This is a genomic window from Albidovulum inexpectatum, from assembly GCF_002927635.1.
Classification (GTDB): Bacteria; Pseudomonadota; Alphaproteobacteria; order Rhodobacterales; family Rhodobacteraceae; genus Albidovulum; species Albidovulum inexpectatum.
Map to the genome: position 1 here is coordinate 332,380 of NZ_PRDS01000001.1, position 14,789 is coordinate 347,168.

The 14,789-nt window shown below is 64.5% G+C and carries 16 protein-coding genes; 11 read left to right on the forward strand and 5 right to left on the reverse strand.

Annotation, left to right across the window (positions count from 1 at the left end):
• The first annotated feature begins 43 nt into the window (after positions 1-43).
• Positions 44-811 carry a DUF6478 family protein gene (locus tag LV82_RS01710; protein WP_104068965.1) on the forward strand — a complete coding sequence of 256 codons (768 nt, stop codon included), beginning with the start codon at positions 44-46 and terminating at the stop codon, positions 809-811.
• A 9-nt stretch (positions 812-820) separates the two neighbouring features.
• The gene (locus tag LV82_RS01715; protein ID WP_104068966.1) at positions 821-1,192 is read left to right on the forward strand and encodes a hypothetical protein; all 372 of its coding nucleotides are present in this window, start codon (positions 821-823) and stop codon (positions 1,190-1,192) included.
• Position 1,193: 1 nt separating this feature from the next.
• On the opposite strand, the gene LV82_RS01720 is transcribed toward LV82_RS01715, so the two are convergent.
• The 4 genes from LV82_RS01720 to leuC form a co-directional block, all read right to left on the reverse strand.
• On the reverse strand, positions 1,194-2,297 hold the full coding sequence (locus LV82_RS01720) for an endonuclease/exonuclease/phosphatase family protein (RefSeq protein WP_104068967.1): 1,104 nt from the start codon (positions 2,295-2,297) through the stop codon (positions 1,194-1,196).
• Complete coding sequence (locus LV82_RS01725; protein ID WP_245873030.1) at positions 2,297-3,097, reverse strand: hypothetical protein; 801 nt, start codon at positions 3,095-3,097, stop codon at positions 2,297-2,299. Before LV82_RS01725 ends, LV82_RS01720 begins: the two co-directional genes overlap by 1 nt.
• A 351-nt stretch (positions 3,098-3,448) precedes the next feature.
• The gene (gene leuD / locus LV82_RS01730; protein ID WP_104068969.1) at positions 3,449-4,054 is read right to left on the reverse strand and encodes a 3-isopropylmalate dehydratase small subunit; all 606 of its coding nucleotides are present in this window, start codon (positions 4,052-4,054) and stop codon (positions 3,449-3,451) included.
• A gap of 64 nt (positions 4,055-4,118) precedes the next feature.
• On the reverse strand, positions 4,119-5,534 hold the full coding sequence (leuC, locus tag LV82_RS01735) for a 3-isopropylmalate dehydratase large subunit (RefSeq protein ID WP_104068970.1): 1,416 nt from the start codon (positions 5,532-5,534) through the stop codon (positions 4,119-4,121).
• A 409-nt stretch (positions 5,535-5,943) separates the two neighbouring features.
• On the opposite strand from leuC, the gene LV82_RS01745 reads away from it, so the two are divergent.
• From LV82_RS01745 to LV82_RS01785, 9 genes are all read left to right on the forward strand, one after another.
• Positions 5,944-7,323, forward strand: a complete 1,380-nt coding sequence (locus LV82_RS01745; protein ID WP_104068972.1) for a mechanosensitive ion channel family protein — start codon at positions 5,944-5,946, stop codon at positions 7,321-7,323.
• A 153-nt stretch (positions 7,324-7,476) separates the two neighbouring features.
• The gene (gene rsfS / locus LV82_RS01750) at positions 7,477-7,857 is read left to right on the forward strand and encodes a ribosome silencing factor (protein WP_245873031.1); all 381 of its coding nucleotides are present in this window, start codon (positions 7,477-7,479) and stop codon (positions 7,855-7,857) included.
• On the forward strand, positions 7,857-8,327 hold the full coding sequence (gene rlmH, locus LV82_RS01755; protein WP_104068974.1) for a 23S rRNA (pseudouridine(1915)-N(3))-methyltransferase RlmH: 471 nt from the start codon (positions 7,857-7,859) through the stop codon (positions 8,325-8,327). Before rsfS ends, rlmH begins: the two co-directional genes overlap by 1 nt.
• 64 nt (positions 8,328-8,391) lie before the next feature.
• Positions 8,392-9,915 carry a 2,3-bisphosphoglycerate-independent phosphoglycerate mutase gene (gpmI, locus tag LV82_RS01760; RefSeq protein ID WP_104068975.1) on the forward strand — a complete coding sequence of 508 codons (1,524 nt, stop codon included), beginning with the start codon at positions 8,392-8,394 and terminating at the stop codon, positions 9,913-9,915.
• Complete coding sequence (locus tag LV82_RS01765) at positions 9,912-11,042, forward strand: murein hydrolase activator EnvC family protein (RefSeq protein WP_104068976.1); 1,131 nt, start codon at positions 9,912-9,914, stop codon at positions 11,040-11,042. Before gpmI ends, LV82_RS01765 begins: the two co-directional genes overlap by 4 nt.
• A gap of 3 nt (positions 11,043-11,045) precedes the next feature.
• Complete coding sequence (locus LV82_RS01770; RefSeq protein ID WP_104068977.1) at positions 11,046-12,386, forward strand: S41 family peptidase; 1,341 nt, start codon at positions 11,046-11,048, stop codon at positions 12,384-12,386.
• On the forward strand, positions 12,383-12,886 hold the full coding sequence (locus LV82_RS01775) for an RNA pyrophosphohydrolase (RefSeq protein WP_104068978.1): 504 nt from the start codon (positions 12,383-12,385) through the stop codon (positions 12,884-12,886). Before LV82_RS01770 ends, LV82_RS01775 begins: the two co-directional genes overlap by 4 nt.
• An 89-nt stretch (positions 12,887-12,975) precedes the next feature.
• Positions 12,976-13,110, forward strand: coding sequence for an aa3-type cytochrome c oxidase subunit IV (locus LV82_RS01780; RefSeq protein WP_104069285.1), 135 nt, complete (start codon positions 12,976-12,978; stop codon positions 13,108-13,110).
• 22 nt (positions 13,111-13,132) lie between these two features.
• The gene (locus tag LV82_RS01785) at positions 13,133-13,768 is read left to right on the forward strand and encodes a hypothetical protein (RefSeq protein ID WP_104069286.1); all 636 of its coding nucleotides are present in this window, start codon (positions 13,133-13,135) and stop codon (positions 13,766-13,768) included.
• Here LV82_RS01785 and LV82_RS01790 read toward each other — a convergent pair.
• Positions 13,765-14,775, reverse strand: coding sequence for a hypothetical protein (locus LV82_RS01790; protein WP_146065114.1), 1,011 nt, complete (start codon positions 14,773-14,775; stop codon positions 13,765-13,767). The genes LV82_RS01785 and LV82_RS01790 overlap by 4 nt on opposite strands.
• Between the last annotated feature and the right edge of the window lie 14 nt (positions 14,776-14,789).

A 14,789-nucleotide genomic window follows, 5' to 3' on the forward strand; every position in this document is an offset into this window, starting at 1 on the left:
CCTTGCGGTCAGAATGACCCCGCCAAGCAACGAAAGACGCCGCATGTCACGACGCCTGGGCAGATTGATCGAGCGTGTGCGCCTGCGCCAAAGCGCAAGCGCGGTGGATCGCATCGTCGCGCGCCTGCGTACCGCCGATATGCCCGATCTTCGCGACCTGCGGGGTGAAATCCGCAGGCAGCATGTCCGCCTGACCGCCGCTCTGCGCCAAGCCGATCTGCGCCTTGGTCGGGCACGCGTCGCAAATCCGCCGCGACCGCCCCTGTCTGACTGGGCGTGGCGTCCCGATCCGTTCCATGCCGATCTTCAGCTGCCGGTGCTGGTTTCGCCCGACAGCGGGGCCGTCCTGGCCGAGGGGATACGGGTGTTCCATGATGGCCGCAATGTCGAATGCGCCCTGCGTCAGTCTGGAACCGCCCGAAGGTCCGCTGCTGCACCCTTCGGGCTGGCACTTGACATGTTCGGCTTCGATGGCTCGTACATCTCGATCAGTATCGACTTGCCGCATTCGGGGCTGAAGGGTCTGTCACGACGCCATGTCGTGCGGCTGGAAACCGTCATGCGGTCGGAAACCGCAATCGGTGCTTCAGCGCGGCTGAACGTGCGGCACGGACCGAATACCGATCATCAATTGCGCGACATCGCCTTTGACAATGACCATGGGATGGCCGAATTCGACCTTGGCTATACGGAAATCGATGAGGCTCGCATCGAAAAGGCCTGGATCGACCTGATCCTGTCGCGCCCCGCCATGACGCGGATCGAAATCATGGACCTCGTCCTGAGCCGCTATCCGCGCGCCGAAATCTGAGGAGAGTTGATGACCCGCATCCTCTGGTCCCGCATCCAGGACGGCCACTGGGAGGCCGAGCTGGAAAGCCAGAACACTGACCCCCCGATCGTTGAACTGGTTCACCAGGGCGAGAGCATCGCCGAGGCACCAGCCCAGGCAGCAGAGGGACAGGACAAATGGCGTGTTCGCCTGGAGCTGCCCGCGCACTTGATGTCTGACCGGGTCCAGACTTGCCTTGTGCGTCTTCGGGGCCAGCCAGAGCCGCTGTGCCGTTTTGCCGTCCTTGCCGGCGACGCGCTGGAGGGCGACATTTTCGCCGAGCTGGAGGCCCTGAGGGCGGAACTCGACCTGCTTGGCCGCGCCTTTCGTCGCCATTGCCGCGAGACGGGCGCATCGTGAATCAGGGCATATCGACGTCGACCCAGACAAGCCGATGGCGCGAGGCATCTTGCGCGGCCCGATGGCCGGGTTGTTCCGGATCGGGCCAGAAGACGCCCGCATCGCGAATTGTCAGATCGCTTGACGGCAGGACATAGTCCACCCGCAAATTTCCCGGCCCCGTATCGTCGGGCCAATCCACGGTGTCGAGCGCCGGATTCCCATGATGAAGATCATTGGCGCCGCCCTGCATGCGCGCAGCGCGCGCCGCCCCCGTGGAAACCGGCGCGGGATCGACAAGCGTCGGATTTGACAAAAGGGCATTCAGGGCATCCCGGCGCCCCTCGCCATCGACAGGATCAAGGTTGAAGTTGCCCAGTATCACAAGTGGCGGTTTGGGCGCGCGATGCGACAGCCTGCCCTCCAGCAGGTGACGCCAAAGGGCGATCTCGTCCCGGTTGCGGCGGGCGTTGCGGTCCTCGGGACCGTCGAATACCGGCGGCGTGGCCCGGAATGCCAGAAGCGAAAGCCGCGTGCCCGAGGGAAGCACCACCGGCACGACCCAATGCCCAGTCGAGGATACGGGAAGCACCCCGAGCGCCTCACGCGGCAGGTCCGCTTCGTCGATCAGAGCCCCGGGCAGATCTGCCCACCGCAGCGACGAAAGGTCCAGCACGCTTTCGTGATCGATGGGGTGGCGCGACAGGATCGCCATTCCGCCAGCCCCGGCAAACCGCCCCCAGCCGCGCGCGTCGCCCGGTCCACCGATCCTGCCGTCACCATCAAGGTCCAGCCCGGTCTGCCAACCGCTGTTCGGACGCAGGGCGAACAGATGCGGGTAGTCGACACCGCGCGCGGCTATTCTGTCCCGAAGCGACCGCAGCGCAACAAGGTCGAGATCGTAGTCAAAGCCGGTCAGCAGCAACACATCCGGCCGGACGGTGGCAATCACCTCGGCCACCGCCTCGGTCTGGCTATCCTTGCCCGATGATATGTCGCGCAGCAGCAACCCCGGACCGCGCCGCGTCATCTCGACCTCGAATGTCGCCAATCGCAGGGTCTCGGCCACTGCCGGCGTCAGGAACAGCAGAAATAGGCTGGCGGCCAGGCCAGGAAGACGCGCCATCACGCGGCGGCAAGCCCGTGTTCCCTCTTGCGCGCGCTTCCCCTGCGTTTCTGTTCGATCATCCGGGCGACCCTGGCCAGGGCAACGCCCCTCATGAACAGCGACGCCGGCAGGAATGCCCAGGCGGCCATCGTCCAGACAAGCGTGTGCGGATTTTCAAGCGTGACCGGGCTAAACGCCATCGAGGCCATCTTGACGGCGGCGGGAACAAGGAACGGCAGCAAGAAGCCCAGCGCGATATTGACCCGCGCGTCGCGTGAAAGGCGTTCGACGACATCGCCGCCGGTCGTCGGGTCGAAAGTCGGCAGATTGACCCACACATTGAACGTACCGATGCGTTGCGGCCAGCCCATGATCCGCATCGTGACCGTGAAGAAAATGACCGTCGAAAGCGAGATGACATACGCCATCCCCGCCGCCGAACGGACAAGGATCAGATGCTTCAGGCTCATATCTTCAGGCAGCATGAGGACAACGAGCCGCACCGGGCTGTAGGGCACGTCGATCATCTGCCCGACGCGATCGCCAAGCACGATCAGGAAATTCGTCAGCGTCGAGGGATGCGTCTGACCCCGCACCATCGCCGACAGAACCAGGATCGTGATCAGCAACGACAGATAGCGGATACGGTTGAAGGGCGGCGCATCGCGAAACTCGATCAGGCCGGGATAGGATGAAACGTATTCGAAAAAGGTCAGTGCGCCCGCGAAGATCGCGATCAGCGCGACCATCTGGGTCGTGTCGGATGTGGTGCCCGGAATCATCAGCGATGGCGTTGCGATCAACACAACGATCAGCATGGCACGCACCAAGGCTCCCGTAACCTGCGACACCAACTTTACATCCCCTGTCCGACCGGATCTGTCACCGGCTTGCCGACAACCCTTCATCAGCGCCCATTCCGGTCGGGCCTGGCCGCCTCGGCGGCTCTCTGCCATATCATGCCCGGAATCATGCGCGAATTCTTGCCATCGCATCAATCTTGGACATCGTTTACACCGCGTCATTGCGGCGTTTTCATGGAAGAAGTGGTGCGTCTTTGCATCAATTCGACGCGCATCGCGCCGAAAAATGGGCGATTCGAACGTATCGGGGCCCGCAAATCCGCGGGCCCCGGTCATTTCATGGCAAAATTGTGGCGTGATCGTCAATCACACCCAGGGACGCGATCGCGCGATTTCCTGCTCATAGGCGTCAATACGCGCGACCTTGTTCAGCGTCAGCCCGATATCGTCCAGACCGTTCAGAAGACAGTGCTTGCGGAACGGATCGATCTCGAACTCGAAGACCTGTCCGTCCGAAGTGGTCACCGTCTGTGCCTCCAGATCGACGGTCATGCGCGCGTTTTCGCCCTTTTCGGCATCGGCCATCAGCGCGTCCACGACCTCTTGCGGCATCACGATTGGCAGGATGCCGTTCTTGAAGCAGTTGTTGTAGAAGATGTCGGCAAAGCTGGTCGAGACGATGCAGCGGATCCCGAAATCCAGCAGCGCCCAGGGCGCATGTTCACGCGAGGAGCCACAGCCGAAATTGTCGCCCGCGATCAGGATCTGGGCATTCCGGTAGGCCGGCTTGTTCAGAACGAAATCGGGGTTTTCGCTGCCATCGGGGTTATAGCGCATCTCGTCGAAGAGATGGACGCCCAGGCCCGTGCGCTTGATCGTCTTCAGGTACTGCTTGGGGATGATCATGTCGGTGTCGATATTGACCAGCGGCATCGGCGCCGCGATCCCCGTCAGCTTGGTGAACTTTTCCATTCGGTCATTCCCTTTCAAAGCCCGTTGGGCCAGAGGCCCGCCCTGCAAGGCGGGCCGCCATGCGTCAGACGGTTTGCGACATCAGCTCGCGCACATCGGTCAGACGGCCGGTCACGGCGGCGGCGGCGGCCATTGCCGGGCTCATCAGATGCGTGCGTCCACCACGGCCCATGCGGCCCTCGAAATTGCGGTTCGACGTGGCCGCACAGCGCTCGCCCGGGGCAAGCTGGTCGGGATTCATGCCCAGACACATCGAACATCCGGCCAGGCGCCATTCGAAACCGGCATCGATGAAGATCTGCGCGATCCCCTCTTCCTCGGCCTGCTTGCGCACCAGTCCCGAGCCGGGCACGACCATCGCGCGCACGCCCGGCGCCACCTTGCGCCCCTTCAGGATCTCGGCCGCGGCGCGCAGATCCTCGATACGGCCATTCGTGCATGAGCCGATGAACACGGCATCGATCTTGATGTCGGTCAGCTTGGTTCCGGGCTTCAGCCCCATGTATTCCAGCGAGCGCCGCGCCGCCGCGACCTTGCCGCCCGAGAAGCTTTCGGGGTCGGGCACCTCGCCGGTGATGGGCAGTACGTCTTCGGGACTGGTGCCCCAGGTCACGACGGGGGCGATATCCTCGGCGCGCAGCGTCACGATCTTGTCCCAATGGGCATCGGGATCGGATTTCAGCGTCCGCCACCATTCCAGCGCAGCTTCCCACTGCTCGCCCTTGGGCGCATGGGGACGACCCTTGATGTATTCAAAGGTCTTTTCGTCCGGCGCGATCAGACCGGCGCGCGCGCCGCCCTCGATGGCCATGTTGCACACCGTCATGCGGCCTTCCATCGACAGGCTCTCGATCGCCTCGCCGCAATATTCGATGACATGGCCGGTGCCGCCCGCCGTTCCGGTATGGCCGATGATGGACAGCGTGATGTCCTTGGCCGTGACGCCGGGCGCCAGCTTGCCCGTGATCTCGACCTTCATGTTCTTCGACTTTTTCTGGATCAGCGTCTGAGTGGCCAGGACATGCTCGACCTCGGACGTGCCGATGCCGTGCGCCAGCGCGCCAAAGGCCCCATGGGTCGCCGTGTGGCTGTCGCCGCAGACCACCGTCATGCCCGGCAGGGTCCAGCCCTGTTCGGGGCCGACGATGTGAACGATGCCCTGACGGATGTCGTTGACCGGATAGTAGTTGATGCCGAATTCGCGCGCGTTGCGATCCAGTTCCTCGACCTGGATCCGGCTTTCGGGATTCTCGATCCCGTTCACGCGGTCGGCCGTGGTCGGCACGTTGTGATCGGGAACCGCGATCGTTCTTTCCGGGCAGCGCACCTTGCGGCCCGCCATGCGCAGACCCTCGAATGCCTGAGGGCTGGTAACCTCGTGCACCAGATGGCGGTCGATATACAGCAGACAGGTGCCGTCTTCGGCCTCGTCCACGACATGGGCGTCCCAGATCTTGTCATACAGCGTCTTGGGGGACATCGGTCCTCTCCTGAATTCTTGGATTTCATGTTGGGCGTGCCGCCAATGGCCGCCTGAAGCGCAGCCTGGCGGACAGGCGGGCGACACGGGGTCGCCGGGCCGATGATCAAAGTCGGGCCAGCACCGTCAGCGTCGCGCCAAAGAACCGCCAAGGCAGGCGCGCGCGGTCATCCATGTCGAAGATCGGTTTCATGCGGGATCAGATACACCCTGCCCCCGAGTCGGGCAAGCCGCAATGCCGGGCACAAAGCCGATTGCCCTTCGCGCAAGATTGCCCTTCGCGCAAGATGCTTGCGCGCGCAAGGCGCGCAGGGCATCAAGATCAAAGGCACCGCGTTCGCCCGGGCAAGGCGGACCACATACGCAGTCCGGCCGGCATCTGCGCCACAGGCCGCATGTGGAGGATGGAATGAACGGTGATCTCGGCACGCTGGCCCGGTCGCTCGAAGGCCTGATCGCGTGGATCAGGATCAACGCGCGCGTCCTGGTCCAGCCGGCCCAGACGCTGCAGCTGGGCGTGATCGTTCTGTGCATCGTGCTGTCCTGGCTGTTTGCGGCATGGGCCCGGCCGCGCGTCGATGCCTGGATCCGCGGGCTTGAGAACCGCCCCAAGTGGCAGCTGCGCTGGCTGGTTGTCCTGCGGAACCGGATGGGGCTGGCGATATTTGCGATTCTGGCGTGGATTGCGGCGGGAACCTTTGCGCAGCTCTATACCTTTCCGTCACGGCGCTACCTGATCGTGCTGGCCGCAACGATCGCGACGGCATGGTTCTTCATCCGGATCGCCGCACAGGTCGTGCGCAACCGTTTCCTGCGCCAGATCGTGATCTGGGGCCTGACCGCCTATGCCACGCTGTATTACCTTGGGCTGCTGGATGAAACGGCCAAGGCGCTGGACGGCATCGCGATCGAGTTCGGCGATTTCCGCCTGACGCTTCTGGCCATCATCAAGGCGGTGATCGTCACGGGCCTGTTGTTCTACGGCGCGCGCCTGATCGCCCAGACGGCCAGCCAGAGAATATCGACGAACCAGGACATCAGCCCGTCGATGCGGGTGCTGACGGTCAAGTTCCTGCAGGTGTCGCTGTATTCCGCGGCGTTCTTCATCGGGTTGAAGGCGGTCGGCTTTGACCTGACCGGTCTTGCGGTTCTCTCGGGCGCCATCGGCGTGGGCCTTGGCTTTGGTCTGCAGAAGGTCGTGTCGAACCTCGTCTCGGGCATCATCATCCTGATGGACAAGTCGGTGAAGCCCGGCGATGTGATCTCGCTGGGCGACACGTTCGGCTGGATCGCCAGCCTTGGCGCGCGCTATGTCTCGGTCGTCACGCGCGACGGCAAGGAATACCTGATCCCGAACGAGGATCTGATCACCGGGCAGGTCGTCAACTGGTCGCATTCGAACGAATTCGTGCGCATCGACCTGCATTTCGGCACGTCCTATCACGACGACCCGCACGTGGTGCGCAAGCTGGCGGTCGAGGCCGCCCATAGCGTCGATCGCGTGCTGAAGTCGCGCCCGGCGGTTTGCCATATCACCGGCTTCGGCGATTCATCGGTCGATTACATCCTGCGCTTCTGGATCCGCGATCCGGTCGAGGGCCTGACCAACGTCAAGGGCAACGTCTATCTGGCGCTGTGGGACACGTTCAAGGAAAACGGCATTTCGATCCCGTTCCCGCAGCGCGAGGTCAAGATCCTCGGCGGGACCATGCCCAGCCCTGCTCGCGAACAGACAGGCCAGCCCGATCCTTCCAGCCGGGGCGGGGACAGTTCCGCCGGCGGCGCATGAAATCGGCCCGCCCGACATTGAGATTTGCGCACCGCGATGCTAGATTTGTCACAGGTCCAGCGCCGGGGCCCTTTGGCGGCGCATCATTCGGAGGGTCATGTCCTGTTGCATGGTGAGAATTTGGCCGGCTCGGCGGCCGGCGGGTCGGCTCGGATGAAATCCGACACCGACATCATCCCCAGCGATCAATTGCTCGCCCTGGTTCTTTCCTCTCTTGACGACGACAAGGCCGAAGACGTGGTGACGATCGATCTCCGCGGGCGTTCCTCGATTGCGGATTACATGGTCATCTGCTCGGGACGGTCGTCGCGCCAGGTCGCATCCATTTCGGAAAAGCTGATCGAACGGCTGAAGGCCGAGTTCCGGCTGTCCAGCCGGGTCGAGGGCAAGGAACAGGGCGACTGGGTTCTGATCGATGCGGGCGAAGTCGTCGTTCATGTCTTCCGGCCGGAAGTGCGCGACTTCTATCAGCTGGAAAAGATGTGGATGCCCGCGGGCGCCAGATCGGGCGAGCCGACTCCGCGCCGGAACTGATGCGCATCCATCTGTGCGTCGTCGGCCGCCTGAAGGGCGGGCCTGAAAAGGCTCTGATCGACGATTACATCAAGCGCTTCGAACGCACGGGGCGGGCCTTGGGGCTTGGCCCCGTTTCCATTCACGAAGTCGAGGATCGCAAGGGCGGCGGCATGCAGGCCGAGGTCGAGCTGCTGCGCCGCGCAATCCCGACGGGCGCCGTCGTCGCGGTGATGGACGAACGTGGGCAGATGCTGTCCTCCCCCGATCTGGCGGGCCAGCTGGCGCGTTGGCGCGATGGCGGGCGTCAGGATCTGGCGCTGCTGATCGGCGGCGCGGACGGCCTGTCTCCCGAATTGCGCGCACAGGCCGATATGGCGATCTCGTTCGGACCGATGGTCTGGCCGCACATGCTGGCGCGGGTCATGCTGTGCGAACAGCTTTACCGCGCGGCGACGATTCTTGCCGGCACGCCCTATCACCGCGCCTGAGGGCGGTTGTGCCATCGCCATGCCGGGCGTAGAACCACGACAGGCAAACACGAAGGCACTCACGATGACCAGCCGAAAACCCGTTGTCCTTTGCATCCTGGATGGTTGGGGGCTGAACCCCGACACGAATGGCAATGCCGTGGCCCTGGCCCGCACGCCGAATTTCGACCGGCTCATGCAGACCTGCCCGAACGCGCGCCTTGTCACGCATGGCCGCGATGTGGGCCTGCCGGCCGGGCAGATGGGCAATTCCGAGGTCGGCCACACCAATATCGGCGCGGGCCGCATCGTCGCGATGGATCTGGGGCAGATCGACCTGGCGATCGAGGATGGCAGCTTTTTTTCCAACGAACAGATTCTTGCCTTCATACAGACACTCAAGGCCGATGGCGGCACCGCGCACCTGATGGGCGTGATCTCGGATGGCGGGGTGCACGGACATATTGACCACGTCATCGCCGCGGCGCGGATGGTGGCCGAGGCCGGCGTACCGGTCGTCATCCATGCCGTGACCGATGGCCGCGACGTGCCACCCAAATCCGCCGATCGGTTCATCGAGGATCTCGTCAACCGCCTGCCCGAAGGCGCCCGCGTCGGCACCGTCTGCGGCCGTTACTATGCCATGGACCGCGACAACCGCTGGGATCGGATCGAAAAGGCCTATCGCGCCATGGTGCAGGCCGAGGGGCTGAAGGCCGAAACCGCTCAGAAGGCTGTCCAACAGGCCTATGAGCGTGGCGAGACCGACGAATTCATCCTGCCCACCGTGATCGGCGACTATGCCGGGGCAAGGGATGGCGACGGCTTTTTCTGCCTGAATTTCCGGGCCGATCGTGCGCGCGAGATCCTGCTTGCCGTGGGCGAGGACGATTTCGACGCCTTCGACCGCGGCAGGCGCCCGCACTGGGCCGTGCTTCTTGGCATGGTGGACTATTCGAAGACGCATGACGCCTTCATGGCGGCGGCCTACCCGAAAAAGCCGGTGGTGAACACGCTGGGCGCCTGGGTGGCACGCCACGGCCTGCGCCAGTTCCGACTGGCCGAGACCGAGAAATACCCCCATGTCACCTTCTTCCTGAATGGCGGCAAGGAAGTGCCCGAAGAGGGTGAGGATCGCCACATGGTACCCTCGCCCAAGGTTGCGACCTATGATCTGCAGCCCGAAATGTCGGCGCCCGAAGTCACCGAAAGGCTGGTCGAGGCGATCGGCAAGGAATATGACCTGATCGTGGTGAACTATGCCAATCCCGACATGGTGGGCCATTCCGGCGTGCTGGAGGCCGCGATCAAGGCGGTCGAGACGGTGGATGCCGGGCTTGGCCTGGCGTTGGAGGCGCTCGAGAAGGCTGGCGGAGCGATGATCGTCACGGCCGATCACGGCAATTGCGAGGTGATGATCGACCCCGAGACGGGCGGCCCGCACACGGCGCACACGACCAATCCGGTGCCGGTCATCCTGGTCGGGGGGCCTTCGGGCGCGCGCCTGCGAAACGGGCGCCTGGCCGATCTGGCGCCCACCGTTCTGGAGCTGATGGGGCTGGATCTGCCGCCCGAAATGACAGGTCGGTCGCTGATCGAACGGCAATGACGCGAATTGCGCGACTTGTCGCCCTGATCCTGGCGGCCGTCATGGCCGCCCCGGTGGCCGCCGCCCAGGACCCAGCTGCCCTGACAGCCGAACAGGCGGCCGAAGACCTGCGCGCGGCGATCGCTGCTCTGGACCAGGCTCAGGGCGCGCAGGACCGGATCCAGGCGTTGACGCGCACGATCCGCGCCTACGAGGCCGGCCTGTCCGGCCTGCGCGACGCGTTGCGCCGCACCCATGCGCGCGAACGGCAGATTCTGGCGGAATTCGATGGCAGCCGCGGGCGACTGGGACGCGTGGTTGCGGCCATGGCGTTGATGGAGCGCGACGACGAGCCCGTGATGCTGCTTCATCCCGATGGCGCACTTGCGACGGTACGCGCGGGTCTGATGATGGAGTCGGTCGCGCCAGTGCTTGCCGATCAGGCCCGCACGATCGCCGCGCGGCTGCACGAGCTGAAACGGCTGCGCATCTTGCAACAGGACACGGCCGACATCCTGCAGCGAGGATTGGAGGCGGTTCAAGCCGCCCGTGCGTCGCTGTCCCAGGCCGTGCAGGACCGGACCGATCTGCCCGAGCGTTTTCTGGAAGATCCCGAAGAACTGACCGCGTTGGTGAACAGCGCCGACAGCCTCGAGATGCTGGCCGATGGCATTGCCGAACTGGAAACGGATATCGGCGCGCCGATGGGGGATTTCGAAAGCGCCAGGGGAACCCTGCCGATGCCCGTGCGCGGCCGCATCCTGCGCCACGCGGGCGAGGCCGATGCCGCGGGCGTCGTCCGCCCCGGTATCGTCGTCGAAACCGATCCCGGCGCGCTGGTCACGCTGCCCTGGGATGCGGTGGTGCGCTATGCCGGCCCGCTGCTGGACTACGAAAACGTGATGATCGTCGAGCCCGCGCCGGGCTATCTTCTGATCCTGGCGGGTCTGGGGCAGGTCTTTGGCCGCGTGGGGGATGTTCTGGAGGCAGGGATGCCCGTCGGTTTCATGCCGGGACAGGACGCCGCGTCGCCTGCGGGTGCAAAAGCGGCTAGCGTCTGGACAACGGAAACGCTTTACATTGAGCTGCGGCAGGGCGACACCCCGATCGACCCCGCCGCGTGGTTCGCCGAGACAAGGGAAGAGTGAACGATGAGGAAATTCCTGATGGCCGCCTTTGGCGGCGCAATCGCCGGGCTGGTCCTGTCGACGCAGGTCGCCGGGCCGCTTGTGGCGCAGGAGGCCGAAAAGCCCTCGGTCTATGAGCAGCTCGACCTGTTCGGCGACATCTTCGAACGCATTCGCAAGAACTATGTCGAGGAAGTCGACGAAGGCAAGCTGATCGAATCCGCGATCAACGGCATGTTGACCTCGCTGGATCCCCATTCCAGCTATCTGCCGCCCGATGCGTTCGACGACATGCAGGTGCAGACGCGCGGGGAGTTCGGCGGCCTGGGGATCGAGGTCACGCAGGAGGATGGCTGGGTCAAGGTCGTCTCGCCGATCGACGGCACCCCGGCTGCCGAGGCCGGCATCCAGTCGGGCGATTACATCACCCATGTCGACGGCGAAAGCCTTCTGGGCCTGACGCTGGACGAGGCCGTGGACCGCATGCGCGGCCCGGTCGGTTCCGAAATCGTGATCACCATCGTCCGGGAAGGCATTGCCGAACCCTTTGACGTCAAGATCGTGCGCGACATCATCAAGCTGACCGCCGCGCGCGGCCGGCTGGTGGGCGGTGACACGGTCGTCCTGCGCGTGACCACCTTCAACGACAATACCTATGACAACATGGTCGATGCCCTGAACAAGGCGGTCGAGGAAGCCGGCGGCATGGACAAGGTCAAGGGCATCGTCCTTGACCTGCGCAACAATCCCGGCGGCCTGCTGACCCAGGCGATCAAGGTATCGGATGCCTTCCTCGAGAAGGGCGAGATCGTCTCGACCCGTGGCCGCAACCCGCAGGACAGCGAGCGTTTCAACGCCACGCCGGGCGACATCGCCGAAGGCAAGCCCATGGTCGTGCTGATCAACGGCGGCTCGGCCTCGGCCTCCGAGATCGTCACGGGCGCGCTGCAGGATCATCGCCGCGCGCTGGTCGTGGGTACCCGGTCCTTTGGCAAGGGTTCGGTCCAGACGGTGATCCCGCTGCGCGGAGCGGGCGCGATGCGCCTGACCACAGCGCGCTATTACACGCCTTCGGGCCGGTCGATCCAGGCCCTTGGCATCGCGCCCGACATCATCGTCGAACAGCCCCCGCGGGCGCCCGAGACCGAGGAGGACGATGCCACGAGCAATGCCCGCCGGGGTCGTTCGGAGGCTGATCTGCGCGGCGCGATCTCGAACGACACGCTGACCGAGGACGAACAGCGCATGCGCGAAGAAGAGCTGAAGAAGGCCGAGGAAGCCGCCCAGCTGCGCAAGGAGGATTACCAGCTGGCCTATGCGGTCGATGTCCTGCGCGGTCTGGCAGCAATCGCGGGTGCACAATGAGCGTAACGAAGACCGCGCCGGTCGATCCGGCGCGGCTGCCCTATCGCCCCTGCGTTGGCGTCGTGCTGATCAACGGGGATGGCCGGATCTTTGCCGGTCAACGGATCGACAGCGACACTCCCGCCTGGCAGATGCCTCAGGGCGGTATCGACGCAGATGAAAAGCCCCGCCGCGCCGCGCTGCGCGAGTTGCGCGAGGAAACCGGCATCACCGAAGATCTGGTGAAATATGTCGACCGGACGCGCGGCTGGCTGACATATGACCTGCCGCCGGATCTGGTTGGAAAGGTCTGGGGCGGGCGCTATCGCGGGCAGAAGCAACGCTGGTTCCTGTTCCGCTATCTGGGCCGGGACGACCAGATCAACATTGCGACAGAGCATCCGGAGTTTTCGCAATGGCGCTGGCTGACGGCGGGCGAGCTTCTGGATTCGATCGTCCCCTTCAAGCGTCACGTCTATGAACAGGTGATCGACGCCTTTCGTCCCCATCTTGCGCCTTGACCACGGTTCCGCCTGGGGGCTGTCCGGGGCGTGACAGAAGGGGCGGAATGCGATATGCGATCACGAAACTCTTTGAAGGAGCAGATCAGATGGCCGAGCACAGCCACGGAAACATGGACATCCGCGAACACGAAAAGACCTTCCACGGATTCATCCGCTTTCTGACCTGGGGGGCGGTGGCGGTGATCGTCGTGCTGGTTTTCCTTGCCCTGACCAACGCCTGATCGGCCGCCGGACGTGTCTGTTCTGAAGCGACTCTGGGTCGCCCTTGTCTTGCCTCTTGCGCTGGCGGCGTGCGGGGCCGAGCCGGTCTGGGCACCGGATGAAGCCGTCCAGCGCGCGCGCTATGTCTCGGGCGAGCCCCCTTCGATCACGCTTTACACCGTCGTGCGCAAGCGCGGCGGCGAAGGCGCGCATTCGGGCCTGATGATCGATGCCAGCCAACGGGTTCTGTTCGACCCGGCGGGCACCTGGCACCACCCATGGGTGCCTGAACGCAATGACCTGCATTATGGCATCACCGAACAGATGCGCAAATTCTATATCGATTACCACGCGCGCGAGACCTACGACGTGGTCGAACAGAAGGTCTATGTCAGCCCCGAAGTCGCCGAGGCTGCCCTGCGTCGCGCGGAAAGCTATGGCGCGGCGCCCAAGGCCTTCTGCGGCCGTTCGGTCAGCGACGTCCTGAGCGGGCTGCCGGGATTCGAATCGATCCCGCGAACGTTCTTCCCCAACACCTTGCGCAAGGCGTTCTCGGAACTGCCGGGCGTGCAGACCCGCACTTACGAGGATGGCGACCCGGACAACAACCACGGGGTACTGCTGGTCCAGAAGTCACAGGCAGCCGAACTGGCCGCGGCGGGCGCGGGCGGAAGCTAGTCGAAGGTTCCGATCGCGCGCGCGATCAGCATGAAGGCCCGGGCCGTGCGCGTTTGCGACAGGGTGATCAGGTCCCGGTCGCTGGCTCTGGGCTCAAGCTCGCCTAGCGCCTGATCGAACTGGCGCAGGAAATGATGCGCCACGTCGCGAAAGATCGCGTCCTTGCGCAGGCGCGCCGAAACCTTTTCCAGAAGCTCCTTGTCGCGAATCCCGCCAAGATCGGCGACCGACCGGCCCCGTTCTCCATTGGCGAAGCGGCGCCACAATTCCGGCCGCGCGGGATCAGCCCGCATGTCGTCCATATAGAGGCCATCCTGACTGAGAAGCGTCAGGACGTCGTGCGCGGCACGAATCAGGCGCGCCGCGCGCGGATCGTCCAAGGCCCGGCGCAGCGCGCGAAAGCCTTCGGCATCGTCCCCGCTTTCGGGAAAATTGAGCGCCACAATGAAGTCGTCCAGGGCAATCGGCGCGGCCGGGGCGTCTGGCCCCCTCAGCGCCAGGCTTTTCTGGTGACCCTCGGGGGCCGCCTGGCTGGCCGCCGGCGAAGCGGCGGATTTCGGGGGCATCGGTGCCTGCCCAGAGACTCTGGGCTTGGCGGGCGCTGACGGCGAACTGGGTGAACCCTGCATGCTTCGCCCCGGGACCGGGCGCAGCGAGTGCGTCTGCATCTGCTCCAGCCAGGCATGACGCATGGCATCCAGCGCCGCCTGAAGCCGCGCGGCTTCGTCGCGCATCTCACGCGCGGTCCGCAAGGTCAGCGCCGCGGTCCAGATCAGGACAATCGGCACGACGATCGTCACGATGACCATGACCAGCGTGCCGCTGGTGGGCCATTGCCCACCCGACACCCACAGGAAACCGCCCGACATCACAAGCCACAGCAGGCTGAGCGCCGCGGCGATGAGTTCCGCCGCGCCCCGCCTGCGCGCCGATGGCGGGCGCGCGTTCAGAGCCAAATCAACCCGATGGGCCGGGCCTGGTTGCGATGCCCTTGGTTTCTCGGCCATTTCGGCCTCCCGTG

What these genes read in the sequence shown, in the direction of transcription:
- LV82_RS01790 (WP_146065114.1), bottom strand. Translation starts at nt 14,775, where the DNA reads ATGGCCGAGAAACCAAGGGCATCGCAACCAGGCCCGGCCCATCGGGTT.
- leuC (WP_104068970.1), bottom strand. Translation starts at nt 5,534, where the DNA reads ATGTCCCCCAAGACGCTGTATGACAAGATCTGGGACGCCCATGTCGTG.
- LV82_RS01775 (WP_104068978.1), top strand. Translation starts at nt 12,383, where the DNA reads ATGAGCGTAACGAAGACCGCGCCGGTCGATCCGGCGCGGCTGCCCTAT.
- rlmH (WP_104068974.1), top strand. Translation starts at nt 7,857, where the DNA reads ATGCGCATCCATCTGTGCGTCGTCGGCCGCCTGAAGGGCGGGCCTGAA.
- LV82_RS01780 (WP_104069285.1), top strand. Translation starts at nt 12,976, where the DNA reads ATGGCCGAGCACAGCCACGGAAACATGGACATCCGCGAACACGAAAAG.
- rsfS (WP_245873031.1), top strand. Translation starts at nt 7,477, where the DNA reads ATGAAATCCGACACCGACATCATCCCCAGCGATCAATTGCTCGCCCTG.
- LV82_RS01770 (WP_104068977.1), top strand. Translation starts at nt 11,046, where the DNA reads ATGAGGAAATTCCTGATGGCCGCCTTTGGCGGCGCAATCGCCGGGCTG.
- leuD (WP_104068969.1), bottom strand. Translation starts at nt 4,054, where the DNA reads ATGGAAAAGTTCACCAAGCTGACGGGGATCGCGGCGCCGATGCCGCTG.
- LV82_RS01715 (WP_104068966.1), top strand. Translation starts at nt 821, where the DNA reads ATGACCCGCATCCTCTGGTCCCGCATCCAGGACGGCCACTGGGAGGCC.
- LV82_RS01720 (WP_104068967.1), bottom strand. Translation starts at nt 2,297, where the DNA reads ATGGCGCGTCTTCCTGGCCTGGCCGCCAGCCTATTTCTGCTGTTCCTG.
- gpmI (WP_104068975.1), top strand. Translation starts at nt 8,392, where the DNA reads ATGACCAGCCGAAAACCCGTTGTCCTTTGCATCCTGGATGGTTGGGGG.
- LV82_RS01745 (WP_104068972.1), top strand. Translation starts at nt 5,944, where the DNA reads ATGAACGGTGATCTCGGCACGCTGGCCCGGTCGCTCGAAGGCCTGATC.
- LV82_RS01725 (WP_245873030.1), bottom strand. Translation starts at nt 3,097, where the DNA reads ATGCTGATCGTTGTGTTGATCGCAACGCCATCGCTGATGATTCCGGGC.
- LV82_RS01765 (WP_104068976.1), top strand. Translation starts at nt 9,912, where the DNA reads ATGACGCGAATTGCGCGACTTGTCGCCCTGATCCTGGCGGCCGTCATG.
- LV82_RS01710 (WP_104068965.1), top strand. Translation starts at nt 44, where the DNA reads ATGTCACGACGCCTGGGCAGATTGATCGAGCGTGTGCGCCTGCGCCAA.